The 23739-nt window shown below is 65.2% G+C and carries 23 protein-coding genes; 7 read left to right on the top strand and 16 right to left on the bottom strand.

Annotated features, from left to right (window positions below):
* Window positions 1-97: 97 nt before the first annotated feature.
* The 3 genes from VN634_21900 to VN634_21890 all read left to right on the top strand — a co-directional run bounded on the left by VN634_21900 (window position 98) and on the right by VN634_21890 (window position 3724).
* Window positions 98-754 (top strand): response regulator, encoded by a 657-nt coding sequence (locus VN634_21900; protein ID HXC53556.1) that lies wholly within the window; start codon window positions 98-100, stop codon window positions 752-754.
* 542 nt (window positions 755-1296) lie between these two features.
* Window positions 1297-2733 carry a hypothetical protein gene (locus VN634_21895; protein HXC53555.1) on the top strand — a complete coding sequence of 479 codons (1437 nt, stop codon included), beginning with the start codon at window positions 1297-1299 and terminating at the stop codon, window positions 2731-2733.
* A gap of 136 nt (window positions 2734-2869) precedes the next feature.
* Window positions 2870-3724, top strand: coding sequence for a response regulator (locus VN634_21890; protein ID HXC53554.1), 855 nt, complete (start codon window positions 2870-2872; stop codon window positions 3722-3724).
* Window positions 3725-3747: 23 nt separating this feature from the next.
* On the opposite strand, the gene VN634_21885 is transcribed toward VN634_21890, so the two are convergent.
* Window positions 3748-5562 carry a trypsin-like serine protease gene (locus tag VN634_21885; protein HXC53553.1) on the bottom strand — a complete coding sequence of 605 codons (1815 nt, stop codon included), beginning with the start codon at window positions 5560-5562 and terminating at the stop codon, window positions 3748-3750.
* Between the two features lie 475 nt (window positions 5563-6037).
* On the opposite strand from VN634_21885, the gene VN634_21880 reads away from it, so the two are divergent.
* Entirely contained in the window at window positions 6038-6640 is a 603-nt protein-coding gene (locus tag VN634_21880; GenBank protein ID HXC53552.1) for a hypothetical protein, read from the top strand.
* Between the two features lie 4 nt (window positions 6641-6644).
* On the opposite strand, the gene larB is transcribed toward VN634_21880, so the two are convergent.
* From larB to grpE, 5 genes are all read right to left on the bottom strand, one after another.
* Window positions 6645-7406, bottom strand: a complete 762-nt coding sequence (gene larB / locus VN634_21875; protein ID HXC53551.1) for a nickel pincer cofactor biosynthesis protein LarB — start codon at window positions 7404-7406, stop codon at window positions 6645-6647.
* Window positions 7403-8389, bottom strand: a complete 987-nt coding sequence (gene thiL, locus VN634_21870; protein ID HXC53550.1) for a thiamine-phosphate kinase — start codon at window positions 8387-8389, stop codon at window positions 7403-7405. The genes larB and thiL overlap by 4 nt, the downstream gene beginning before the upstream one ends.
* Window positions 8390-8465: 76 nt before the next feature.
* Window positions 8466-9593, bottom strand: coding sequence for a molecular chaperone DnaJ (gene dnaJ, locus VN634_21865; protein ID HXC53549.1), 1128 nt, complete (start codon window positions 9591-9593; stop codon window positions 8466-8468).
* 184 nt (window positions 9594-9777) lie between these two features.
* Entirely contained in the window at window positions 9778-11709 is a 1932-nt protein-coding gene (gene dnaK / locus VN634_21860) for a molecular chaperone DnaK (GenBank protein HXC53548.1), read from the bottom strand.
* A 146-nt stretch (window positions 11710-11855) separates the two neighbouring features.
* Window positions 11856-12470 carry a nucleotide exchange factor GrpE gene (gene grpE / locus VN634_21855; GenBank protein ID HXC53547.1) on the bottom strand — a complete coding sequence of 205 codons (615 nt, stop codon included), beginning with the start codon at window positions 12468-12470 and terminating at the stop codon, window positions 11856-11858.
* A gap of 70 nt (window positions 12471-12540) precedes the next feature.
* Between grpE and recO the strand changes: the two genes are divergently transcribed.
* Both recO and VN634_21845 read left to right on the top strand, forming a co-directional pair.
* Window positions 12541-13392: a DNA repair protein RecO gene (gene recO, locus VN634_21850; protein ID HXC53546.1), complete on the top strand. Its 852-nt coding sequence runs from the start codon at window positions 12541-12543 to the stop codon at window positions 13390-13392.
* Window positions 13389-14372, top strand: a complete 984-nt coding sequence (locus tag VN634_21845) for an NAD(P)H-quinone oxidoreductase (GenBank protein ID HXC53545.1) — start codon at window positions 13389-13391, stop codon at window positions 14370-14372. The genes recO and VN634_21845 overlap by 4 nt, the downstream gene beginning before the upstream one ends.
* A gap of 72 nt (window positions 14373-14444) precedes the next feature.
* Here the strand turns inward: VN634_21845 and VN634_21840 are convergent, their stop codons facing one another.
* The 9 genes from VN634_21840 to VN634_21800 form a co-directional block, all read right to left on the bottom strand.
* A complete protein-coding gene (locus VN634_21840; protein ID HXC53544.1) occupies window positions 14445-14981 on the bottom strand; it encodes a dockerin type I domain-containing protein in 537 nt (178 codons plus the stop codon).
* A gap of 21 nt (window positions 14982-15002) precedes the next feature.
* The gene (locus VN634_21835) at window positions 15003-16061 is read right to left on the bottom strand and encodes a hypothetical protein (GenBank protein ID HXC53543.1); all 1059 of its coding nucleotides are present in this window, start codon (window positions 16059-16061) and stop codon (window positions 15003-15005) included.
* 111 nt (window positions 16062-16172) lie between these two features.
* Window positions 16173-17300 carry a hypothetical protein gene (locus VN634_21830; protein HXC53542.1) on the bottom strand — a complete coding sequence of 376 codons (1128 nt, stop codon included), beginning with the start codon at window positions 17298-17300 and terminating at the stop codon, window positions 16173-16175.
* A gap of 301 nt (window positions 17301-17601) precedes the next feature.
* Window positions 17602-18369, bottom strand: a complete 768-nt coding sequence (locus VN634_21825) for a polyprenol monophosphomannose synthase (protein HXC53541.1) — start codon at window positions 18367-18369, stop codon at window positions 17602-17604.
* A gap of 40 nt (window positions 18370-18409) precedes the next feature.
* Window positions 18410-20101, bottom strand: coding sequence for a glycosyltransferase family 39 protein (locus VN634_21820; GenBank protein ID HXC53540.1), 1692 nt, complete (start codon window positions 20099-20101; stop codon window positions 18410-18412).
* Between the two features lie 164 nt (window positions 20102-20265).
* Window positions 20266-20880, bottom strand: coding sequence for a DNA-3-methyladenine glycosylase I (locus tag VN634_21815; GenBank protein HXC53539.1), 615 nt, complete (start codon window positions 20878-20880; stop codon window positions 20266-20268).
* 57 nt (window positions 20881-20937) lie between these two features.
* The gene (locus tag VN634_21810; protein ID HXC53538.1) at window positions 20938-21504 is read right to left on the bottom strand and encodes a hypothetical protein; all 567 of its coding nucleotides are present in this window, start codon (window positions 21502-21504) and stop codon (window positions 20938-20940) included.
* Between the two features lie 20 nt (window positions 21505-21524).
* On the bottom strand, window positions 21525-22034 hold the full coding sequence (locus VN634_21805) for a nuclear transport factor 2 family protein (protein HXC53537.1): 510 nt from the start codon (window positions 22032-22034) through the stop codon (window positions 21525-21527).
* 14 nt (window positions 22035-22048) lie between these two features.
* Window positions 22049-22504: a hypothetical protein gene (locus VN634_21800; protein HXC53536.1), complete on the bottom strand. Its 456-nt coding sequence runs from the start codon at window positions 22502-22504 to the stop codon at window positions 22049-22051.
* 104 nt (window positions 22505-22608) lie between these two features.
* Between VN634_21800 and VN634_21795 the strand changes: the two genes are divergently transcribed.
* Window positions 22609-23154, top strand: coding sequence for a helix-turn-helix domain-containing protein (locus VN634_21795; GenBank protein HXC53535.1), 546 nt, complete (start codon window positions 22609-22611; stop codon window positions 23152-23154).
* Here VN634_21795 and VN634_21790 read toward each other — a convergent pair.
* On the bottom strand, window positions 23120-23656 hold the full coding sequence (locus VN634_21790) for a BON domain-containing protein (GenBank protein ID HXC53534.1): 537 nt from the start codon (window positions 23654-23656) through the stop codon (window positions 23120-23122). The genes VN634_21795 and VN634_21790 overlap by 35 nt on opposite strands.
* Window positions 23657-23739 lie beyond the last annotated feature (83 nt).

Below are 23739 nucleotides of genomic sequence, written 5' to 3'. Positions count from 1 at the left end.
TCTGCAGCGGGGATTGATCAACCGAACGCAAGCACCGCTCGTGTCTCCTGGCCGGGACCGTTTCGATCGAGCAGTGGCGGGATCCAGGATGTCCGCAATGGAAGACACGGTCTCCAGTCCAGGCGTTGTCCACGTCGTGGACGACCACGAAGGAATTCGAGTTCTCGTCCAGAGAGCTCTCGATTCTGTTGGTATCGAGTGCATCGGATGGGAAGGTCCGGCTGCCCTCCTGGCCGCTTTAGACGCCCAAAAAATCGACGCACTCGTCGTCGACATCCGGCTCGTCGGAATGAGCGGCATCGAGCTGGTCCGCCGCATGCGCGATCACGGCGTCACGCCGCCGGTCATCTTCATCTCCGGAGTCGACGAGGTTCCGGTCGCGATCGAAGCCATGAAGCTCGGCGCGCACGACTTTCTTCCAAAGCCGTTTTCGGCCCAGGCCCTGATCGATACCGTGCAAAGTGCGCTTCGGACCTCGCGCGTGGAAAAGGGACGCGACGCGCGCGTCGCCGCTGTTCGTTCACTCGTCGCGAAGCTGTCTCCGCGCGAGCGGCAGGTGCTTCTGGCGGTCGTCGACGGCAAGGCGAACAAAGTGGTCGCGATGGAGCTCGGCCTTTCCGAGAAGACCGTCGAGGAACATCGCTCGCACGTCATGAGCAAACTCGGTGCGACGTCGGTACCGGATCTCGTCAAGCTCGCGATCCTTGCCGGGCTTTGCGACCCCGCCTCTGCAGGGCCGGCGCGCCAGACCTGATATTCCCGCCGCCTCTGCGAATTTTCCCGGATCGACCGCCGCTATCCGTGGTGCGGCGGTCGCTGCTACCCGGGCTGTCCCTGCGGCTTGCCGATCGGAGCCCGGGGCTTGCGGGGACTTCCCGGGCCCTCACGCGGGAATTTCCCCATATCCCTTCGGGGGAGCGTTCAATAGGATGCGCGCCGGTCGCCGCCGTCCATCCGGCCTGCCGAAACGTGCGCCATCCGGGCGCAAGCAGTCCGAAAGCGGCGTACCAACGGGGAATCGGTCATGCAGTCGAGCCGCAGTTTCGACCATACTTTCGATTTTGATTCTCACAGCGAAGGCGAGCTGGTCCTCGCATTACCGCCAGGTCGCGCAAGCCTTCCCGCCGCCGAGACGCAGCGGGACGGAGATCTGGTGGCGCTGCCGCCCGGTCGCACCGGCGTCGCACGCAGCGTCTGCCGGATTCTGAAAATGCGCGACTGAGCGTTCGATGGATGCGTCTCGCGGTATTCGCGGACGTATCCCACGAAAACTCGCTCCATACTCAGGGAAAGCCAATGAGCATCGCCCGTTTCTCGTCACTTCTGGACGACGTCAGTCCCGCCGTATCTGTAACCGGCATGAGCACGCGTCCTCTCGAGACGCAGCCGGCGTGGACGCCGCCCGACGCCGAGGACACCAGTGGCGGTCTCAGTGCAGTCGCGGCTGCCCAGCTCGCCAGACGCACCAGCGACGTCGCCGGGTTCTGGCCGCGCAAACCGACGAGCCTCGAAGACGCCGGACTGTCGCGCGACTTCGTCGAAGAGCTCCTCTGCCGTTTCCTTCTGGTTCGCGGCGCATCGTGCGGCCGGCGCCTCGGTCACGCCACCGGATTGCCGTACCGCATGGTCGAGCCGATCCTCTCCCAGCTGAAGAACGATCTGTTCCTCGCGTACAAGCGCAATGCTGCCGCCGGAGATTACGAATACGTGCTGACCGACGCCGGCGCCGAACGCGCGCGGCGCTATATGCTGACGTGCACGTATTCCGAGACAGCGCCGGTGCCGCTGGAGGACTACCTTGCGTCTGTGGCAGCGCAAAGTCTGACTCTCCAGCGCATCGGCGCGGAACATCTGCGCGAAGCGTTCGCCGACATGACGCTGCAGCCCGAGATGATCGAAAGGCTCGGTCCGGCCGTCAACGCCGGCCGCGGGATGTTCCTTTACGGCCCGCCGGGCAACGGCAAGACCAGCATCGCCGAACGGCTCGTTCGCTGCTTCGGAAGCGATCTGTGGATTCCGCGCACGATCCTCGCCGACGGCGTATGCATCCGTCTTTTCGATCCCGTGCTGCACCAGGAAGTGACCAACGACGATTCTCCTGTGCTCGGCGAGCCGCTCGAAGACGCACGCTGGGTCCGCATCCGTCGCCCGACCGTAGTCGTCGGCGGTGAGCTTACGATGGATCAGCTCGAGCTTCGTCACGATCCGGTCAGCAACGTGAGCGAGGCGCCGCTGCAGATGAAGAGCAATTGCGGCGTGCTGCTCATCGACGATTTCGGGCGCCAGGCGATGCCGGTGGCCGAGCTCCTGAACCGCTGGATCGTACCGCTCGAAAAACGCTTCGATTTCCAGAAGCTGCCGACCGGCAAGAAAATCCAGGTCGCGTTCGACCAGCTCGTGGTTTTCTCGACCAATCTGATCCCGCGCGAGCTGGTCGATGAGGCGTTCCTGCGCCGGCTCCCGTACAAGATCGAGGTCACCGATCCGACGCCGGATCAGTTTCGCCGCATCTGCGGCGTCGTCGCGCCCGGACTGGGGATCGATCCCACGCCGGAGCGAATCGATCGCCTCATCGAGAACTATTTCGTCGCAACGGGCCGCCCGATGCGCTGCTGCCATCCGCGCGACCTGATGCTTCAGATCCGAAGCTACTGCAGCTACCACGACGTGCCGCCGGCAATGACCGACGATGCCGTCGAGTTCGCCGTAACGAACTACTTCGCCGTGATGTAGCCCGATTGCGGCTCATGCATCGGTCGCCGATGCTCGACCGCGCCCGGCATTGCGCCGGCACTCGCGTCAGCATTCACCGAAGCGTAGTTGTGCTCCTTGGATTCGCAGCCGTCTCCGGGAGGGAAGGAGCACGCCGGTGGGGAACGACGACCCGAAACGCGAAGGCTCCGGGACACCTCGCGACGCGCGCGGAGGACACGAGCCGCCATCGGAGCAGGCCGAACGGGGCGCAGCCCCGGCTCTCGACTCGCTCGCCGGCGGCGTCGTACACGAGCTCAACAACATCCTCGGAATCGTTCTCGGCAACGCCGAGCTCGCATCCATGGACCCGGGCCTGTCGAGCTCCGTCAGGAAGAGTCTCGAAGAGATCACCAAGGCCGGGCGCCACGGCATTCGACTGGTCGAGCAGATCCTTGCGCTGCGTCGAGGGCGTACGATCGCCGCCGACCCGAACGAATGGAAAACCATCGCCGAGGACCTCACGCGGATCCTGCGTGCATCCTTGCCCGACGGAATCGGCGTCCATATGTCGGTGACCGGCGCGCATCCCGCCGGCACGCCTGAGGCAGCGGCCTCCAGACCTTCGGATTCCAGGCCCAACGCCGGCGCCGAAGCGCGCGGATCGATTCTTTATCTCGACGACGAGGAAGCGATGGTCAACCTCGCATCACGCATGCTTCGCGGCCTCGGCTACCGCGTGAGCGGCTTCGTGCAACCCGAAAAAGCCCTCTCCGCGCTGAAGGAAAACCCTTCCGGATTCGATCTCGTCGTCACCGACTACAACATGCCGAGGATCTCGGGCCTGCAGGTCGCGGCGGAGACTTCGATGCTTCGCTCCGACCTCCCGGTCATGGTGACGTCGGGATACGTCACTGACGAAATGCGCGAGAAGGCTCGCGAAGCCGGCGTGCGGCACCTGGTCGCGAAACCCGGTTCGATGGACGAGATGTGCGCCATCATCGAAGACGCGCTCCGATCCGGCCGGCCGTGACCGGCCGGCCGTAAACGCCGCAATCAGGGCGCGGGAACCGTCACCTCGAGAACGTTCGAGAACCGCGAGTGCGGGATGCACTCGTCGAGGAAGCCGCGCGCACGCACGCGGTACTGGTAGGTCTGACCTTCGGTAATCCCGGTATCGACGTAGCCCTTCGTATCCGACGGAAGCACCTTGATCGCCTTCCATGCAAGCGAGCCGAACTTGCGGCGCTGAAGCTCCATCGCGCTCTCGCCGTTGCTGTTGTCGCGCCATTTCAGCGTGACTGCATCCGGAGTCAGCGCCGTCGCGTGCAGCCTGGTCGGACGGTGCATGCGAGGCAGATTCACGACGCAGATGTTCGACCATTCCGACGAGCCGAAACCGTTGAACGCGCGAATGCGGTACGTGAAGACCTGGTCGTCGGGAATGCTTTCGAGATAAAGCTGCTTGTCGGCCTTGATGGTCGCGCGCCTGGTGAACGCGGCGAGCGGATCGGTTCCGGGCCGGCGCTGCAGCTCGAAGCCGGTTTCGTTCTTCGAATCGTCGATCCACGTGAGCGTGCGAAGGCCCGGACCCCGTACGGAATAACGCAGGTTGTCGGGACCACGCGGCGGATCGTCCGCCGGCGGCTTCTGCTGATACGCCGTGACGGTGACCTGGAAACGGCTGTGACCCGTGCCTATGCGCGGACGCGCGCGGCGGATCAGGACATTGACGTGATCGGTCCCCGTCTCTTCGAACGAGCAGAAGCCGAACTGGCCGACCCCGCGCGCCTGGCAGTCGTTGTCGAGACGCGTCGGGATTTTCTGGCCGAGTCCGACGAACATGTCGTAGTCGCCGTTCTGATCGGTATCGCCGTTGACCGATACGCGCAGCACGAGCGCATCTTCGGGAACGATGAACGAGAACAGCTTCTCGTCCTCGTTCTTCGGAAGGTTGCCCTCACCGCCCTGCACCTTGACCCACGGCTCGCCGACTTCGCCGAGCTCGCTGCACTGGTCGCGCTTGACGTCGAGGCCTCCGACTTCGTCGATCCAGTCGCGCGCTCGCGCGACGTTGGTGTCGTACGAATATCCGGCGACGTCGCATGTGCTGCCGCCGCCGGCATGGATGCCCGCCACTTCCGGACCGTTGCCGTAGTCGATGAACAGCGGGCCGCCGTCGTCGGCGAGGCACAGATTGGCTTCGTCGCCCGGCTTGGAAACCGCGCCGGTGAAGTTCCAGCAGATGTTGGCCGGCTCGAATACGCCGGTGCCGGGAACGCACGCCGCAGTCTCGATCGATCCGACGCGCTTGATGGCTTCGTCGAGGTTGTCGAAGCCGCTGTCGCCAAAGCCGGCGATCAGGCCCGGCGTTCCGTGGTCCGGCGAGGTCGGAAAGCCGCGATGATAAGGCGACGGCTCGATGCCGGTGACGAGCTCGGACAGTCGCAGCATGGCCAGGTCGCCGCCGACTCCCGCGACGTAGGCCGGATCGATGTAGATCTCGCGAACGTGATGAAAACCGCTGTGCTGGAAGAACACGCGAAGATCGGCCACGTCGAGATTCGGAAGATCGTTCAGGCACTCGGCGGCATTGTTCGCCGTTTCGCAGACACAGTGCGCGGCGGTCAGCGCCGTGCGGCAGCCGATCAGCACCGCCGAACAATCGAGAAACTGGTTCTTCAGATCCGGTCCGACGAACAGGAGCGCACCGGTCGTCGGCTGCAGGTGAGTCGGGATCCCGTTGACGATGTTGGTCTGCACGGGGACCGTCGCGGACGCGCCGTCAGAATCGTCCGCCCGCGCCGTAACGACGGCCACGGTTGCGACGAGCAAAAAGGAAGCGACGAGCGCTCTTCCCGGCTGGATCATTGAAGAAATTCCTCCCTCATAGAACAGATGCGGCCAACCGCGCCGATCTTCGGCGCTGCTGAGGATTGCATGACCAGGACACCGGCGTCCGACGCCGGTACGAAGCGCAGCGCACCCTCGCTGCGCGCCCCCGCATTTCTACCGTATCTGCCCGGAAACCCTACATCCAATCAACCATGGAGTCGTGCCACTAAATTGCGGCCGGGACATTTGTGGCGGGATGCCTGGAGCGGAAAACCACGGCGGTTCCGGGACGGCGCCCCGGCTTCATCGCCATCGGTGAAGGTCATCGGCGCTGCGGTCAGCTTGACAAACCGGCCGCCCGCAACTCAGCCTTGGCTCCATGCCAATCCATCGGTTGCGTCCCGTCCGTCCGGTCCCGGCCGTACTTCTTCTGGCCGCGGGCATAACTCTGGCCGTATTGCGACCCGCCCAAGCGGGGGACCTCGCTGCATTTCTCGAGCGTGCCGAACGCATGTCGACGGCCAACGAGAAGGTCGAAGCCGATGTGACGATCAAGGACGCCGACGGCACCACGTCGAAGGCGCACCTCGTCATCGATCCCGCGGGCGGCGGAACGGTCGTCTTTGAACAGCCCGGGACCGGCTGGAAATCGGAAACGCCGCTCGCATGGAAAGACGGCAAGGCCGTCACCAGGACCGGCGCCGCGTCAACGAAGCTCGGCGTCGACGAGCCGCTCGCCGGCACCGACCTGCGCGGCATGGATTTCTTTCCGTTCTGGAAAACCGATTACGGCCGCGCGCTGACGTCGGACGAGAACACGCTCGAACAGACGGTTTCGCTGTACGCGGATCCGGGGCGGCCGTACGCGCTGTACGTGGTCACGTTCGACAAGGCCAAGCTCGTCCCGCACATGATCAAGTACTACAAGGACACGTTCAACAACCTCGTCCGCATCCGCACGGACAAGGACTGGGTCATGGTCGGCTCGCGGCCGCGTCCGACGAAAATGCTGATCCAGGACTACGCGGCGCACTCGATGCGCATGTACACGTTCGACTGGAAGCTGGCCGGAGCCGCGGCGCCGGTCGCGGCACCCGCGGAAGCACCGAAGTAGCGTTTCATTTCAGGCGTGCAGCCGCGCGCAGCACCGCCGCGGCTGCAACGGCCGCGCCGAATCCGTTGTCGATGTTGACCACGGTAACGCCCGGCGCGCACGAGTTCATCATCGCCAGCAGCGCTGCAAGACCTCCGAAGCTCGCGCCGTAGCCGATGCTCGTCGGCACGGCGATGACAGGCACGTCGACGAGCCCTCCGACGACGCTCGGCAGCGCTCCTTCCATACCGGCCACGACGATCACTGCAGATGCTTCGCAAAGCCGCTCGCGTTCGGCGAGCAGGCGGTGAAGGCCGGAAATTCCGAGGTCGCGAAAGCGGCGCACCGCGGCGCCGAGGAATTCGAGCGTGCGCGCGGCTTCTTCCGCGACCGGTTGATCGGACGTGCCGGCGGAAACGATCGCAACGTGCGCCGCGCCCGGCGCCTGCTCACGGGGACGGCACATCGCGATGCGGGCGTCCGCGTAGTAATCGATTCCGTCGACGGCCTCGACGAGTGCCGCGGCCTTGTCGTGATCGAGACGCGTCACCAGCACCGCGCCGGAGCGCGCGATCATCTCGCGCGCGATCGTCACGATCTGCCCGGACGTCTTGCCCTCGCCGAAGACGACTTCCGGCATTCCCGTGCGCAGCTCGCGATGGTGGTCGAGCCGTGCGCCCTCGACATCGGTGAAAGGAAGATGGCGGATGCGCTCGAGCGCATCGGTTACGCCGATGCGGCCTTCGACGAGCTCTTCGAGGAGCGTTCGCAGCACTGCGGGATTCATCGTGAGCTCCGCGCACGCAGATGATCGAAGCCGGCCCTCGCGAACGCGAAAGGCCGCCCCGCTGCATCGGTGACTGCCGGGCGTCCACGCTCGACGAAGCCGATCGGAGTCACGGCCACGCGATGTCTGGCGGCGAGCATCGCAATGGCGCCGGCGCGCCGCTCCGGAGCGGTGAACGCGAGCTCGTAGTCCTCGCCGCCAGTCAGCGCGAGCTCGAGGCCTTGGTCCTTCTGCGAACGCTTCGCCGCGGGATGAACGGGAATCGCAGCAGCGTCGATACGGATCCGGGCTTTCGACTCGTCGGCCATGTGCCCGAGATCCTGCAGCAGGCCGTCGGACACATCGATCATCGCGGAAAACAGCCCGCGCACGCAGCCTTCGGCGGCGAATGCCACCCGCAGCGGTGGCCGGATGTACGCGGAAGCTGCGCCGCGGATGCCGTCCGATCGCGTGCGGCGCATGAGCCCGAGGCGCGCCGCCGCAGAGCCTCCGACATTCCCTGTCACGAAGACGACTTCGCCGGGCTTCGCGCCGCTTCGCAGCACGGGCTTTGCGGCCGTTTCGCCGACGACCGTTACCGTGACCGACAGCGCCGCGCCGCGGCTTACGTTGCCGCCGACCAGCGCGGCTCCGCTTCGACGCGCCTCGGCGCCGAGCGCGCGAATCAGTGCCAGCACGTCGCGCTCGGGCATCCGGGCTCGTCCCGCGGGCAGCTCGAGCGACAGCAGTACCCAGCGCGGTCTCGCGCCCATTGCCGAGATGTCGGAGACGGCCACGCGCCACGCGCGCACGCCGATCTGCTGCGCCGTCAGCCACGATCGCCGGAAGTGGACTCCTTCGACCATCGCGTCGGTCGTGAGCACGAGCGAGGATCCCGCGCGCTGCGAAGCGGCATCCACGCGAACGACGGCTGCGTCGTCGCCGATCCCGACCGTGACCCCGCGGCCGCCGCGTCCGATCGAGCGGCGAACGGCAGCGAGCAATTCGAACTCTCCGTGTGCCCGGGAAGCGCGCGCCCGGAGGGCCGGGATCCGAGCGTCGGACCGGGGCATCGCCCGGTCAGCTCATCATGTCGCGAAGCTTGCTGGTGAACGACGCAACCAGCGACTCGTGATTCTCGGCGCCTTCGTCGCGAAGCTGCTCGAGCAGCTTTCGCTGCTTGCGGCCGAGCTTGGTCGGGATCTCGATCTGCACGGCGACGTACTGATCGCCGCGCGCACCGCTGCCGCGTCGCAGATCCGGCACGCCTTTGCCGGACAGGCGAAAGACTTTTCCATGCTGAGTGCCCGCAGGAATCTTGAGCTTGACGACGCCGTCGAGGGTCGGCACGTCGACCTCGGCGCCGAGCGCAGCATCGATCATCGAGATCGGACGCTGGCAGACGACGTTGGCGCCGTCGCGATGGAACAGCGGGTGCTCGCGTACCGACAATACGACGTAGAGATCGCCGGGAGTTCCGCCGCGCACGCCGGCTTCGCCTTCATTGCGGAGCTTGAGGCGCGAGCCGTTGTCGACGCCCGCGGGGATCTTCACCTTGATCTCGCGCATCGCACGCGTGCGTCCGGCGCCGCGACAGGTCGTGCACGGGCTCTTGTTGACCTTGCCTTCGCCGTTGCACTGCCCGCACGTCTTGGCGATCTGGAAAAGCCCCTGCTGGTAGCGGATCTGCCCCGCGCCGTTGCAGCCCGAACAGGTTTCCGGAGATGTCCCTGGCTTGCCGCCGCTGCCGCTACAGGTTTCGCACGTGACGGTGCGCGGCACGGAGATGTGCTTCTCGCAGCCGCGCGCAGCGTCTTCGAACGTGATCTCGAGATCGTAACGCAGGTCGTCGCCGCGCGCGGGCCGGCTGCGCGAACGCCGTCCTCCGCCGCCGAAAAAGTCGCCGAAGAGATCGCCGAGCACGTCCTCGAACGCACCGCTCGCGAACGCGGACGAAAAGTCGAAGCCGCCGGCACCCGGCCCCTCGAACGCGGCCTCGCCGAATCGGTCGTACTGCGCGCGCTTGTCGGCGTCGGACAGCACCTGGTAGGCCTTGCTCGCTTCCTTGAAGCGTCGCTCGGCGCCGTCCTTGTCGTCGGGATTGCGGTCGGGATGAAACTTGAGCGCGGCCTGGCGATAGGCCTTCTTGATTTCGTCCTGTGACGCATCGCGCGCCACAGACAGGATCTCGTAGTAATCTCTCGACACGTTGCCTTACCGCCCTGCCTCAATGTGCGCGGGCCCGCGTCGCCAGTCGGCGATGCGGGCCCGCAGCTTGTGCCTCTAGTTCCGCGCTCTGTCGAGCCGCGAGCGCTTCACGCTGCAAACTCCAGATCGCTTCGCGCCCGAGCGGATACGAAGAGAGGCACCCGCAGGTGCCTCTCTTCGTGAATCAGTTCGGCTTCACTTCCTCGAAGTCCGCATCGACCACATCATCGCCGGCGCGCGACGCTCCGCTGGCGCCGTCCGCACCGGGTCCGCCCGGCGCGTGTCCGTCGCCGCCCGCAGCGCCATCGGCCTGCGCCTTCTTGTACATGACCTCGGCAAGCTTGTGCGCGCTCTTCTCGAGCTCGTCCTTTGCCCGCTTGATCGCTTCGGCGTCTTCGAGCTGCAGCGCCGGCCGGGCCTTCTCGAGCGCGGCATTCACTTCGCTCTTGATCGACTCGTCGGCTGCATCGCCCGCGTCGGCGAGACTCTTCTCGAGCCGGTAGATCATCGAGTCGAGCTCGTTGCGCGCATCGACCTGCTCGCGACGCTTGTGGTCCTCGGCCGCATGCGCTTCGGCATCCTTGATCATTCGCTCGATCTCGGCCTTGCTCAGGCCGCTGTCGGACTTGATCTCGATGCGCTGCTCGCGGCCGGTTCCCTTGTCCTTGGCCGACACGTGCATGATGCCGTTGGCATCGATGTCGAACGTGACTTCGATCTGCGGCATGCCGCGAGGCGACGGCGCGATGCCGGTCAGGTCGAACTGGCCGAGCAGCTTGTTGTGCACCGCGATCTCGCGCTCGCCCTGGAAGACCTTGATCGACACCGCCGGCTGATTGTCCTCGGCCGTCGAGAAGACCTGCGCCTTCTGGGTCGGGATCGTCGTGTTCTTGTCGATGAGCTTGGTGAACACGCCGCCAAGCGTCTCGATGCCGAGCGACAGCGGAGTCACGTCGAGCAGCAGCACGTCCTTGACGTCGCCGGCCAGCACGCCGCCCTGGATCGCTGCACCGATCGCGACGACTTCGTCGGGATTGACGCCGCGATGCGGCTCTTTGCCGAACAGCTTCTTGACGCGCTCGCCGACCGCCGGCATGCGCGTCATGCCGCCGACCAGCACCACTTCGTCGATTTCGGACGCCGAAAGGCCGGCATCGCGTAGCGCCGTGGTGCACGGGCCGTTGAGCCGATCGAGCAGCGGGGCGCACAGCTGTTCGAGCCTGGCGCGCGACAGCTTGAGATTGAGATGCTTCGGTCCGGACTGGTCCGCCGTGATGAACGGAAGATTGATGTCCGTTTCCATCGACGTCGACAGCTCGCACTTGGCTTTCTCGGCAGCTTCCTTGAGCCGCTGCAGCGCCATGCGGTCTTTCGAAAGGTCGATGCCCTGGTCCTTGCGGAATTCGGCGACCAGCCACTCGATGATGGCCTGGTCGAAATCCTCACCGCCGAGGAACGTGTCTCCGTTGGTCGCCTTGACCTCGAACACGCCCTGGCCGAGCTCGAGGATCGAAATGTCGAACGTTCCGCCGCCGAGGTCGAATACCGCGATCTTGCGATCGCCGGTCTTGTCGAGGCCGTACGCGAGCGCGGCAGCCGTAGGCTCGTTGATGATGCGAAGAACGTTGAGGCCTGCGACCTGCCCCGCGTCCTTCGTCGCCTGACGCTGGCTGTCGTTGAAGTACGCCGGCACCGTGATGACGGCGTCGTTCACGGTCTCGCCGAGATAGTCCTCGGCGGTCTTCTTCATTTTCTGCAGGATCACGGCCGAAACTTCGGCGGGGCTCATCACCTTGCCGCCGAGCTTGACGTAGGCCGCGTTGTTGTCGGATTTGACGACCTCGTAGCCGAGGTGCGTGCGCGCCTTGACCACTTCCGGATCGTCGAAGCGACGTCCGATCAGCCGCTTGACCGCATAGACCGTGTTCTGCGGATTGGTGATCGCCTGGCGCTTGGCGATCGTGCCGACGAGGCGCTCGCCACTGTCGTTGACGGCGACGACCGACGGGGTCGTACGACCACCTTCCGAGTTCGAGATGACGGTCGGTTGTCCGCCTTCGAGAATGGCCACGCAGGAGTTGGTGGTACCGAGATCGATGCCGATGACCTTGCCCATGATTCCCTCTTTCGCTGGAAGCTCCCGTCACCTCGTCGTGTCGATGCAGGACGTCTTCCGGATTTTTGTGCGCCTTTGCGCCTGGTCGGGTAAGTAAGCACCCGACCCCGGTCCGCAAGTGGATTTCTCGCCGGTTTTCCGCGTTTTCAGGCCTTGGATTCGGGTGCCTTCGACACCGAGACCATTGCGGCGCGCAGCAGCCGGTCGCGAATTTTGTAGCCCGCCCGGAAAACGCTGATGACCGTATTCGGCGGCACCTCGTCGGTCTCGACGACGGTCACCGCTTCGTGCTCAGCCGGGTCGAACGGCTTCCCTTCGGCCTCGATGCGCTCGACTCCGTTGCGCTTGAGCGCAGCCATCAGGCCCTTGCGAACGAGCTCGATGCCGTCGGTGACTCCGGCAGCGCCGTCGCCAGCATGCTCGAGCGCCCGCTCGAGGTCGTCGATGGCCGGAACGATGTCACGCGCCAGCGACTCGCCGTCGTATCGGGCGCGATCGGCAAGCTCGCGCTGGTGGCGCTTGCGGATGTTCTCGATGTCCGCCTTGGCGCGCACGTAAAGATCGTAGTTTTCGGCCGATTTGCTGCGGGCCGCGTCGAGCTCGTCTTCCGGGGACAGCGCTACGCCGGGCTCGGCGTCTTCGCCCGAAACATCGCTGGTCGTATCGGCCTCGCTGCGCGTGGAGCGGGGCTCGTCGCCATCCGCGCCGTTGGCGCGCTCGTCTGCTCTGGAAGTGGCTTGGCTTGAATCGTCCTGGCTCATTGTAAGGGGGCCTCCGGCGGGCGACGGCGCGCCGAAGCTAAGTCGCCGGTGCAGCGTGTCAATGAAAGCGATGGCATATCCTTGCGAATACGTCGGGCGCGACGTTTTCTGGGACTTCTTCGGGGAAACCGTGGCAGCGGATGAAATCATCACCAGCGCGTTCGTCCTGCGAAGCCGCAACTTCGGGGAGTCCGACCGGATCCTGGTCCTGCTCACCGAAGAGGCCGGGAAAATCTCGGCGATCGCCAAAGGCGCGCGTCGCTCGGTGCGCCGGTTCGCCGGCGGAGCACTCGAGCCGTTTCAGGAAATCCAGGTCCGCCTCGACCGCAAACCCCAATTCTCACTGGCTTTTCTGCACGAGAGCCGGGTCCTGGCATCGAACCCGGCGCTGGCATCGAACCTCGACGCATTCGCGTGGGCTTCTTACCTGACCGAGCTGACCGAGGTCATGACTGCCGACCGCGATCCGTGCCGCGACCTGTATGAGCTTTATCGCGAGGTCATCAGCCGGCTTGGCCGCGACCTGATCGAACCGCTCGCCCACCACTTCGTGCTCGGCCTGCTCGAGCGCAGCGGCTGGGCGCCGGACTTCGGGATCTGCGGGATCTGCGGAGAGCCGGTCACCGAAGGCTCGCGCCCGATTCTCGACAGCCGTGGCAGCGGCGTCATCTGCGCGCGTCACGAAGCCGAAGCCGCAGGGCTCGATCCCGCAGACGAACGCTTCCGGCCGAGCCGCCGCGTGATCGATCCGCCGCTCATGGCGTACGTGCGCGGCGCGACGCTCTCGGTGCCGGACGTCGCCGAGCCTGCGGTCGGGCGCCTCGCGACTGCCCTTCTCGATCGCCTCGTCGATCTCCATCTGACAAAGCCTCTTCGCTCGCGCGCGTTCCTCAAGACCGTCGCCAAGGAGTTCTCCTCGTGAAAGCCATCGTGATTGCCGAATACGGCGGGCCGGAAGTGCTCGCGCTGCGCGACCTGCCCGACCCCGCATGCGGTCCGGACGACCTCGTGGTTCGTGTAAAGGCCACCGCTCTCAACCGTGCAGACCTGCTGCAGCGTCGTGGCCTTTACCCGCAGCCCGGACCAAAGCCGGAGTTCGAAATTCCGGGGCTCGAGTTCGCGGGCGAAGTCGAAAGCGCCGGCGCCAACGCGACCGGATTTCGCGCGGGCGACCGCGTGATGGGCCTTCTCGCCGGCGGCGGCTACGCGCAAAAGATCGTCGTCAATCATCGGCTCGCGTCGATCATTCCCGAGCGGCTCACGTTCGAGCAGGCCGCTTCGGTTCCGGAAGCGTTCATCACGGCGCACGACGCGCTCCTGCAGTGCTCGTTTGCGTGCGGAGAAAGCGTGCTCGTGCACGCGGCCGGCTCCGGCGTCGGTACGGCGGCAATCCAGCTTGCCAGGGTCATGGGCGCATCGATCGTGCTCGGCACGGCCGGGTCGAAGGAAAAGCTCGATGCGGCCTGCAAGCTCGGGCTCGACGTCGCGATCGACTACAAAACCGAAGCGTTTGCCGACCGCGCACGCGAAGCGACCGGCGGGCGCGGCGTCGACGTCGTCGTCGACTTCATCGGCGCGTCGTATCTCGAGTCGAACGTGCGCGCGCTCGCGGAAAAAGGGCGGATGATCCTGATCGGCCTCATGGGCGGCTTCAGCGGCGAGCTCGCGCTCGGCGCCATGCTGCAGAAGCGCCTGACGATCCGCGGCACTCTGCTGCGGGCGCGCTCGCTCGAAGAGAAAGCGACGGCCGTGCGCGCATTCGAAAAGAGCGTGCTGCCGCATATCGCGAGCGGACGGATCGCGACCGTCGTCGACAGGGTGATTCCGCTCGCGAACGCAGCAGACGCCCATCGCCTGATGGAAGAGAACGCAAACTTCGGAAAGATCGTGCTCTCGATGTAGAAAAAAACGGGGTCGGACACCGATATTCGCAAATCGGTGTCGACCCCGTTTTTCTGTCGCGGTTTGTTCTTTTCAGATCACGATCGGGCACATCGGCACGATCGGCTGTCCCACGGCGACCTTCAGGATCGCGAGCGCATCCGTGGCAGTAACCTCGCCGCTTCCGTTGTAGTCGCATCGTTCGAGCGGACAGCTCGCGGTCGAAACCGCAGTCTTCAGCGCGATCAATGCGTCGGTCGACGTGATCTCCAGATCCTGATTCGCGTCTCCGCAGATCGACACGGGCACGAGCGTCGTGCTCGTGGTTCCCGGACCGAGCGTGGTGGTTGTCGTCGTGCTGGTGGTCGTCGACGTCGTGGTGGTCGGTGCGAGCGTCGTCGTGCTCGTCGTAGTGGTCGTGGTCGTCGCCGGACAATCCGGACAGACCGTACCGTCACCCTGGTAGCCGAATTCGCAGAACGACGATGTCGTGATCTGGCAGTTGCCGAGCGGGGGGCAGCAGCCGGCCACGATGTTGCAGCATGCACCCATCGGAGGCGGCGCTGCGAATCCCGGCGCCGCAATGAAAATAAACGCGATCAGTCCTGCAAAATTTTTGATCGTCTTCATGAGCAACCTCCGCAGTGTCGGCTACTCTTTTCCATAAACCCGGCGATGGCCGAAACGGAAAAAGCCCGCATCCTCTTCGCTGCGGATCGTGTCGGCGTCTTCTCCGAACGTCTTCGTGCGAAGCTCCGCAAGCCGCCGCGCCTGCTCGTCGCCTTGTGACGACTTCACGATCTGGTCGCGCTCGCGCATGTAGTCCTCGCCGGTATCCCATTGCGCATCGCGCTCCGCATCGAGAGTACGCCATCGGGTGAGAGCCTGCTCGTCGAGACCCATCGCCGCACGAATGTTCGACAGCTCGTTTTCGCGCTGCTCCGGCGACATCGCGTACAGATCGTCCTGCACCGATGGAAGCTCGACGAAGCGGCCGAGCAATTCGGTCTGCCGGCGTTCGATGAACTGCGGCGCTTCTTCTCCGAACGCATCGTTGATCGCATCCATGTAGGTATCGAGCTTCTCTTTGACCGTGGTGTCGTGCGCGTCCTTGATGGCCGCCATCGCGTCGGCGATCTGGTCCTGCTTGAGAGTCTCCGCGAAGATCTCCTCGGCATCCGCGCCGAAGAAGCGCGAGCGCGCATCGCGAAGCGCCTCGCGCCTGTCGGCCGGATCCATCTTCGCGAGCTCGTCATGGTGCGCTTTCAGCCATTCGTTGTACGACGACATGTTCTGGAACTGCGCATAGAGCTGATCGGCGAGCCCGGGGAATGCCTTGGCGAGCAGCGCCTGCAGCCGGCTCTGCCAGTCGTCCGGATAGCGCTTCATCAGGTAATTGATCAGCTTTTCGATCGCCTTGATCTGCGACCGCTTGTTGTCGATCGTCGCGCCGAACTGCTCGCGCAGGTACTCCGCCGCCTCGTCGTCGGACCGGCTGTCGCTGATGCCAAGCGCCCGCGCCTGGCGCCGCGAGGAATCCGGAGAGGAAGCTCCAGATCCGTCGCCGTCGACCCATTGCGTTGCGTCATCCTCGCCTTTCTTCGGCCCCGGAGACGGACCGGACCCGGACCGCAGGAACACGACGGCGACGAGCGCGACCACGGCAACGGCAGCGAAGACAATTTTGCGATTCTTCGATCGGTCAGACACGGGAGCCTCTACGATGCATGGGCGGCAGGTAGTTCAACGGATGGATAAAACGAAAGGGGCCGTTATCCCGACGGGATAACGGCCCCTGAACATGACCGCAAGTACGGCGGATCAGAATCCGCTGTCGGCGATGTAGTCCGTCAGTGCAGCGTAGAACTCCATCTCGTCGAACGTGTCCGGTCCGACGCCGATGATGTCGATGTGATCCTGCGGGATCACGTACGACTTCGACGTCATCGCAATCGACGGCGGCGAGTTCAGGTTGGTGCAGTCGCCGGTGGCCGTCCGCTCATAGACGTAATCGAGACAGGGCCAGCAGCCGACGTGCTCGAGGCGCAGGCCCATCTGGGCCGAGTTCACGCCGACCAGCCCATCGTCGTCGGTGTCGTTCCGGTTGCCGTTGCCGATGCCTTCGGCGCCGTCGTTGTCGGCGTCGCTGGCCGCGTAGCCGTCACCGTCGATGTTGTAGAACCCCTGCTGCACCAGGTAGAGCGCCGGATTCATGTCGAGGCCCTGCTGGGCCGTCACCATGCTGCGGCTGCGCGCGATGTACGTCGGGCTGTTCGGATACGTGACGTTGTATGCCGCGAGGCCCGTCGTCACGCCGTCGGTCGCGCTGTAGTCGTTGTACATGAGCGACTTGGCAGCCGCGTAGCCGTCGTTGCCGGCGCCGTAGACGATGCTTCCGTAGAACGTCGCGAGCGCGTCGATTACCGAAACGACGCCGGGCTTCAGGTCGAGGATGTACTTCGCGATCGGCGAGCCGCGGTGCGGCGACGACAGGCTGATGCCGTACTTGACGACCGTGCGGGCCTTGTTCGTGTAGAGCAGCTTGGCCGCCTTGCGAAGATCGATGCCGCCCTGCGAGTGCCCGACGATGTTGACGTACTGCGCGCCCGACGTCGCCATGTAGCCGAGGATGTCCTGGTAGAGCTCGTAGCCGCGCGCTTCGGAGGACTGAAGCGGCGTAACCGATGCGATGAACGACTTCTGGTTGTAGTCGATGTCGCCGTTGCACGTAGTCTCGAGGAACCCGTCGCACGGGTCGAGCACGAACACGCCCCAGTCATCGCCCCAGTAGTCGTAGCCGAGAATGTTGTCGAAGCCGCCGGCGCCGTGCGCGAAGACGATCGGATAGAGCGTCTTGTTCGCGGTGCGCGCGTGCGCACTGCCTGCCAGTCCGCCAATCAGAAAAACCGAGAGCGCCGCCGCGGCGCCCAGCGTGAAATGTCGTTTCATTTTCCCTCCGAAGGTTTCGGGCACCGCAATTCCGGCAACCCGTGGTCTCGAAAGAGCTTCGTCCCATCACGTCCGCAGGACGTGCGCTCCAGGGATTCGGCTACTTGCGATCGCCGGAACTTATCCGCCGGTCCTCCGGCCGTCAATGCTTTTGGCCGTATTCGATTTACAAAAATCGATTCTGTGCCTTCGAAGAGAAATCGCAGGAAAGCAAAGCGCATTCGTCGACGCAGTGGATAGTTCCACTTGCTGTGCGCGTGAGCCTCTTCATCACGCGCAGCACGATGACGTACGCGTTTGACTACCTCGGTCGCGACGCCGGTCGCGCGACGCCGCCGCGGATGCGTCCGCGCTGCGCAAACAGCCGCAGCACCGTGTAGACCGCCTTGGCGATTTCCTTGCGCGAGATCTTCGAGATCCCCTCGCGACGATCTTCAAAAAGAATCGGCGATTCGCCGACCTTCCAGCCGGCGGCCTGAACGAGAAAGAGAATCTCGATGAGGAACGAGTACCCGTTCGAGAAGATCGAATCGAGATCGATCGAGGCGAGCGTCTCCCGGCGGTACAGGCGGAAACCGGCCGTGCAGTCGCCGGACGTCAGGCCGAGCATCGTCCTGGCAAACGTGTTCGCTGTCCGGCTGAGCAGCTGGCGGTGGAGCCCGAAGTCCTTGGTGCCCCCGCCGGCCACGTATCGCGAGCCGATCATCACATCGTTGTGGGCGAGGCCGGCGATCAGGTTCGGGATGTAACGGGGGTGGTGGGAGAAATCCGCGTCCATCGTGCCGATCGGGTCGAGGCCGAGCGCGTCGGCCTTGCGGATGCCGGCGATATGCGCGGTGCCGAGGCCGAGCTTGGCCGGGCGATGCACCACGTGCAGTCGCGGCTCGACGGCGGCCAGCTTGTCGAGCAGCTCCCCGGTCCCGTCCGGCGAGTTGTCGTCGACGACGACAACGTGAGCTCCGACCGGCAGCGCGAGGATCTCGGCGACGAGCCGCTCGATGTTCTCGCTCTCGTTGTACGTCGGAATGACGATGCCGGGATGAGAATGGTTGGCCGCCGCAACACCCATCGCGCTTCCTTTTGCCGGTGCCGTCACGATGTCAAAGCGCTCAGCGCGCCGGTGGAGAGGCGGCGGGCGGATGCGATCCGCCAAGACGCGCGACGTCTTCGGCCGTCACGTCGTATACGTAGATCGAGCGGCCGATGCGCGCGATCGGCACCAGCTTGTCGAACCACGACCACGCTCCCGGCCGCACGCCGCGGATGCGATCTCCAGCGTACGTGATTGCGTACGGATATCCCGCGAGAAAGTTCGCGCTGATCGCACACAGTCCCGGTGCCGGTGTCGTCGGCGGCAGCGTGAAGTCGAGATCGTAGACCTTCGGGCTCACGTGCCCGAAGTATCCGATGCACGCGCTGCGCAGACCGCGGTCGTGAAGATAGTATGCAAGCCGTCCGAGGTCCTGGCCCCAGTCCAGGTTCGAATCGAGAAGCAGCGTGCGCGCGCGATCGGGACCTCCGGCAAGCTCGTTGAAGTACGCAAGCTGATGCGGTCCGGCGAACGCGCATGCCGCCGTCTGCCAAACGAGCAGCACGGCCAGCGCCGCGCGCGCATATGTTCCGCTTCGCAGCAGCAGGTCCGCGCCGCGGCCGGCAAGCAGGACGAGGAACGGAAACGCCGGCAACAGGTAGCGGATTCCGTAATCCTTCGCGTAGTGGAACGACAGCACGTAGAGGAGAAACAGCGGCGGAATGAGGATCCACGCGGCCTCTGCGCGCCGGCTTCCGGCGGCATCGCCGGGCCTGCCCTGTCCGGTTGCGATCGCGACGATTCCGGCGACGAACAGCACCAGGGACGCGATCGGTGTCTTCAGCACGAGCGCGACCAGGTAGTAGTACCACCAGCCTTTCTGCGACCAGCTGCCGAACAGGAACGCCGGAAATTCTCCCGAGCTGCTCGCGGCGATCTGGAACCGGATGCCCTCGACGAGCGGCGCCGGAAGCGGAAAGCCCGAGAAACGGTACGAAACCAGGATCGCAAGCCACGCGGCCGCGAGCATCGACGCGCCGCCGATCACGAATCGCCGGATCCCGTCCGCGTTCCAGTCGTCCCACTCGGCCGCAACGAGGATCGGAACCAGCGGCGCGAACAACGCGGCCGTGCCCTTGATCGCGAACCCAAAACCAAACGCTGCGCCGGTCGCGAGCGCCCAGACCACGGCCTTGCTTCTGGCGAACCGCGCCGCCGCGATCAGTGCGGCAAACAGCGCGAGCGAAACGCCGACGTCGAGCGTCGCAACCGACGCATGCGCGATGACGGGCGGCATCGTGCCGTAAACGAGAAGCGCCGCGAGCGCGCCGGCCGGAGAAAGCAGCTCGCGCGCGCGCGCGAAGACGAGCACGCCGAGAACCAGGCCAAGCGCGACGATCACCAGGCGCGCGCGAAAGAACGCGTCGAGATAACGCTCGCGATTGAGCTCCATGAAGCTCGTACCGAAGATCCACGCGCCCCAGCCCGTGCTGTTGTCGCGGGCCTTCGGGCTGGTGTCGATACGGACGTCCATCGCGAGCAGCGGCGCCGCCATCAGCATCTTGAGCAGTGGCGGGTTGGTCGTATCGAACGTCAGGTCGCCGGTCGTCAGGTGATAGTAACCGGCCGGAACGTAGACGAACTCGTCGGGAGTCGGTGTATTGGTGCGCGCCGCTATGACCGCCATGATCGCAAAGAACCCGAGCACCACGCCAAGCATCACGATGCGGTTCGATGCCTCCCGCGCCAGCTCCTGCAGCGATGCGAGCATCGAGTCAGCGGGTGGAGCAGCAATTTGCCGAGCGGCCGCTTGCGGAGCCGCAACTGGCCGTGCCGCCGCCTGCGCAGCCGCAATCCTCGTCGCGCGCGACGGCGCGGACGTGTCCTCCGGCGGCTGGGAAGCGGCACGCCCCGGCTTCTTCGTACGACGACGCGTCATTTCTTGCGGGATTTCGCGAGAAGCTCGCTGCGCCGGTAGCAGTCGACCGAGTGATCGTTGACGAGACCGGTCGCCTGCATGTGCGCGTAGATGATCGTCGAGCCGACGAAACGGAAACCGCGCTTCATCAGATCCTTGCTGATCGCATCCGAGATCGCGGTGCGCGCGGGATAGTCCGCGATCACACGACGCTCGGCGACGAGCGGGTTGCCTCCGACGAACCGCCAGATGTACGCCGCGAACGACCCGAACTCGCGCTGCACTTCGAGGAAATGCTTCGCGTTGCTGACGGCGCACGTGACTTTGAGGCGGTTTCGAACGATGCCCGGATCGAGAAGCATCTTTTCGACGCGCGCCGGCGTGAAGCGCGCGACTCTCAGCGGGTCGAAATCCGCGAACGCGCGCCGATAGGCCTCGCGCTTGCGCAGCACGGTGTACCAGCTGAGCCCTGCCTGGGCGGCTTCGAGCGTCAGGAACTCGAAGATCTTGCGGTCGTCATGGACCGGGACGCCCCACTCGTCGTCATGGTAGGCGACGTAATCGGGCTTGGTGAGGTCGACCCACGGGCATCGCTTGAGGGCGTCCTTCGCCGCAGGTCGTTTTGTCGGCACCGGGCGAGACTAGCGCGCAGGCGGCGCCGCATCGAACGTTCCGCGTCTTGTGCCCGCTTACGGCCTGGCCACCGGGCCGTCCGACCGGGAAGCGTGCCGCATTGCTTCGCGGTCGATCGCTTCCAGCATCACGACGCGAATCCACCCGCTGAACGGCCGGATCAGGAGCCAGTACGCGAGAAACTTCCTGCGGCTGGCCGGATCACCGCACAGCACGCGGGTTTCGGTAGTCAGCACCGTGCGACCCGGCGACAGCTCCTGGAGAGCGAAGTTCCAGACCGCTCTCGCCGTGCCGGGCATGACGGGCCCGCGAAAGTCCGCCTCGCGAAACGGAAGGAGATTGCCGACCGGGCGCCAGAACCGTCCGGTTACGCCGAGGACGACTTCGTCGGGCGCATCCTCGGCAAGCTTGCCGAAGCCTGCGCCGACCATCGCATTCAGATCGAGCCTGCGCGGACGCACCCTGCGCTCGGACAGCAGCATCGCCGGCAGCGAGCGTAGCGCCGACAGGAACCGGATCACCGGTGAAGCGCCGAGATCCGCGTTCCAGAGCGCCGCGTAGGCGACGGCTTTGGGCGCGGCAATCTCGCGGCGATGTGTCTCGATCGCATCGTAGCGAGGCATGAAACTCTCGATGCGCGATGTCATCGAGACGCGGCAGCCGCAGCGGGCGCCGTCGCATACGACCGCGCAGGGACCGCCACCGGCCACATGGGTTTTTCCGCCGCTTCGTCGACACCCGCGGCGATGAGGCGGCGGCATGCGCGCTCCCACATCTGCGTATCCTCGATGATCAGGTCGTCGACGACTTTTCCCCAGCGCAGCGTGAGGAAATGCCCGAACTGATTCTCGTACGGCTCGCCGCCGACGGTGCTGCGAATGATCGCATGCGACGCCAGGCGCTGGTTCCACGGAGGCCCGCTGATCACGAGCCGGCGGATTTCGAAGCGCGGCTCGGGAAGCAGCCGCCGAAAGCGCTCGAACCACAGGCGGAGCTCCGCCGCTGTCGAAAGCTTCGCGCCAAGCGGCGAGTCACCGGCGAACGTGAGCGTGCAGCTCTCGGAGAAGTTGGCGAGCAGCGAATCGAGGTCTCCGCGCTCGAGCGCGCGCAGTCCTCGCGAATACACGAGGCCGGTGATCCATCGGACGATCATCGCAAGCCTCCGCGTCAGGGCGCGACCGGAGCGAGCCGGTCGTTGTGATTGGCCACGTACGTCCACATCTCGGCCAGGTTGTGGACGCGTTCGCGATGCACCTCGAGCTTGCCGTCACGGAACAGGTCCCATTCTTCGCCGAGCAGCACGAACGGCGGCAGACCGTCGCGCGTGTACGTCACGGCCCACGTCATGTGGATGCCGCCGGGAATCTCGCGCGGACCGTCGGTGATCACCGGCTCGCGCCGGTCGAAACGACGGTCGAACGTGTCGGTGCTGAGGCGGATCGCATCGATGGCCTGTTGTCGTCCGACATGGGTGCCTCCGACCGGCGGCGGCAGCTCGGCCAGCGACCAGACCACGTCGTCGGTCATCATGCGGTCCACCGGGGTCCAGTCTCGCGACGCGAAACCGACCTCGAACGCTTCGGCAAAGGCGGCGAATGCCTGGGAGGAATCTTGCGGGTTCATGCGGCCTCCTTCGGGACGTCGTCCCGGCAGAACGTAGTCAGTTCACTAGCGAGACTGATAGTTGCAGAGTGCGTTCACTTGTGCAACCTGCTATGCAGTCCGTGGTGAAAAGAACCCCGTTCCATGAATGGCCCTGCTCGGTAGCGCGGACCGTCGACCTGCTCGGCGACTGGTGGACGCCGCTCGTCATCCGCGAGGCGTTCCTCGGCGCGACGCGGTTCGAAGAGTTCCAGAAAGGGCTTTCGATCGGCCGCAACGTACTGACCCAGCGGCTCACACGCCTGGTCGCCGAAGGCCTCCTCGAGCGCCGCCAGTACCAGGACAAGCCCAGGCGGTTCGAGTACCTGCTGACCGAGAAGGGTTCCGACTTTTTCGACGTGATGCTGGCGCTGCTTCGGTGGGGAGACCGCTGGCTCGACAAGGGCGCCGGCCCGCCGCTGCTGATCCGTCACAAGCCCTGCGGCCATGTCGGACGCGCCGAGAGCCGATGTCCGAAGTGCGATCAGCCGCTTCGCTGGAACGACGTCGATCTCGAACCTGGACCCGGCCTTACGCCGGAGCTGGCGGCGGGATTCGTTGCGACGGCTCGAAGCCGCCGCACGAAGAAACCCGTCCTCAGCGTTCCGGAACCGGACGCGACGGAGCCATGAATCCGACGCCTTCATCTTCCACTTCGAGAATGTCTCCCGAGACGTCCTCGGCGTCGATGTCGTCCTGCACGATCCGGATGTCATCCGGAAGCGGCCGTTCGCCTTCTTCGGTTTCGCCCGGAGATTCTCCCGCGATCTGACTGACGAGAATCCGGTCGTGGACCTCGAGGCCGTTCTCGTCCTCGACGATGAGCCGCGCGACCTCGCGAAGCTCCTCGCTTGCAACCTCGCCGACGAGCGTGATGCATCCGCGGCGGCACGTCACCGCGACACCGGCCAGATCGTCGCCGACTTCTTCGCGAAACTGTTCGCGGATCGACGCCGCGATCTCTTCGTCTTCCATCGAGCCGGGATCGAGCGCGAGTGTCGCGTCGGCCGCATCGGAATCGTCCGGCACATCGCCGGAGTGGTTCGCGCCGGGAGCCTTCTTCTTCTTTGCGGAAGGCGGATCGTTCTTACCGGAAGACGGATCGCTGCGTTTCGCTTTCGAGCGGGATTCCATCGGTCACCTCCATTGCACGGATTCGAGGCTAGAAGCACGAGCTTCGTCAGGCAATGACTGCGAAGCGATTTTCCGGACAGGCG

The sequence above is a fragment of the Candidatus Limnocylindrales bacterium genome (assembly GCA_035571835.1).
Lineage (GTDB): Bacteria > Desulfobacterota > Binatia > UBA1149 > CAITLU01 > DATNBU01.
This window is presented reverse-complemented; position numbering and strand designations above follow the sequence as displayed.

Bases quoted from the DNA above. Each gene is read 5' to 3' on its own strand.
- VN634_21810 (HXC53538.1), bottom strand. From the start codon at position 21,504: ATGCCTCGCTACGATGCGATCGAGACACATCGCCGCGAGATTGCCGCG.
- larB (HXC53551.1), bottom strand. From the start codon at position 7,406: ATGAATCCCGCAGTGCTGCGAACGCTCCTCGAAGAGCTCGTCGAAGGC.
- VN634_21880 (HXC53552.1), top strand. From the start codon at position 6,038: ATGTCGACGGCCAACGAGAAGGTCGAAGCCGATGTGACGATCAAGGAC.
- recO (HXC53546.1), top strand. From the start codon at position 12,541: ATGGCATATCCTTGCGAATACGTCGGGCGCGACGTTTTCTGGGACTTC.
- VN634_21820 (HXC53540.1), bottom strand. From the start codon at position 20,101: ATGCTCGCATCGCTGCAGGAGCTGGCGCGGGAGGCATCGAACCGCATC.
- VN634_21885 (HXC53553.1), bottom strand. From the start codon at position 5,562: ATGATCCAGCCGGGAAGAGCGCTCGTCGCTTCCTTTTTGCTCGTCGCA.
- VN634_21790 (HXC53534.1), bottom strand. From the start codon at position 23,656: ATGGAATCCCGCTCGAAAGCGAAACGCAGCGATCCGTCTTCCGGTAAG.
- dnaK (HXC53548.1), bottom strand. From the start codon at position 11,709: ATGGGCAAGGTCATCGGCATCGATCTCGGTACCACCAACTCCTGCGTG.
- grpE (HXC53547.1), bottom strand. From the start codon at position 12,470: ATGAGCCAGGACGATTCAAGCCAAGCCACTTCCAGAGCAGACGAGCGC.
- VN634_21840 (HXC53544.1), bottom strand. From the start codon at position 14,981: ATGAAGACGATCAAAAATTTTGCAGGACTGATCGCGTTTATTTTCATT.
- VN634_21825 (HXC53541.1), bottom strand. From the start codon at position 18,369: ATGGGTGTTGCGGCGGCCAACCATTCTCATCCCGGCATCGTCATTCCG.
- VN634_21805 (HXC53537.1), bottom strand. From the start codon at position 22,034: ATGATCGTCCGATGGATCACCGGCCTCGTGTATTCGCGAGGACTGCGC.
- VN634_21895 (HXC53555.1), top strand. From the start codon at position 1,297: ATGAGCATCGCCCGTTTCTCGTCACTTCTGGACGACGTCAGTCCCGCC.
- VN634_21800 (HXC53536.1), bottom strand. From the start codon at position 22,504: ATGAACCCGCAAGATTCCTCCCAGGCATTCGCCGCCTTTGCCGAAGCG.
- VN634_21900 (HXC53556.1), top strand. From the start codon at position 98: ATGGAAGACACGGTCTCCAGTCCAGGCGTTGTCCACGTCGTGGACGAC.
- VN634_21830 (HXC53542.1), bottom strand. From the start codon at position 17,300: ATGAAACGACATTTCACGCTGGGCGCCGCGGCGGCGCTCTCGGTTTTT.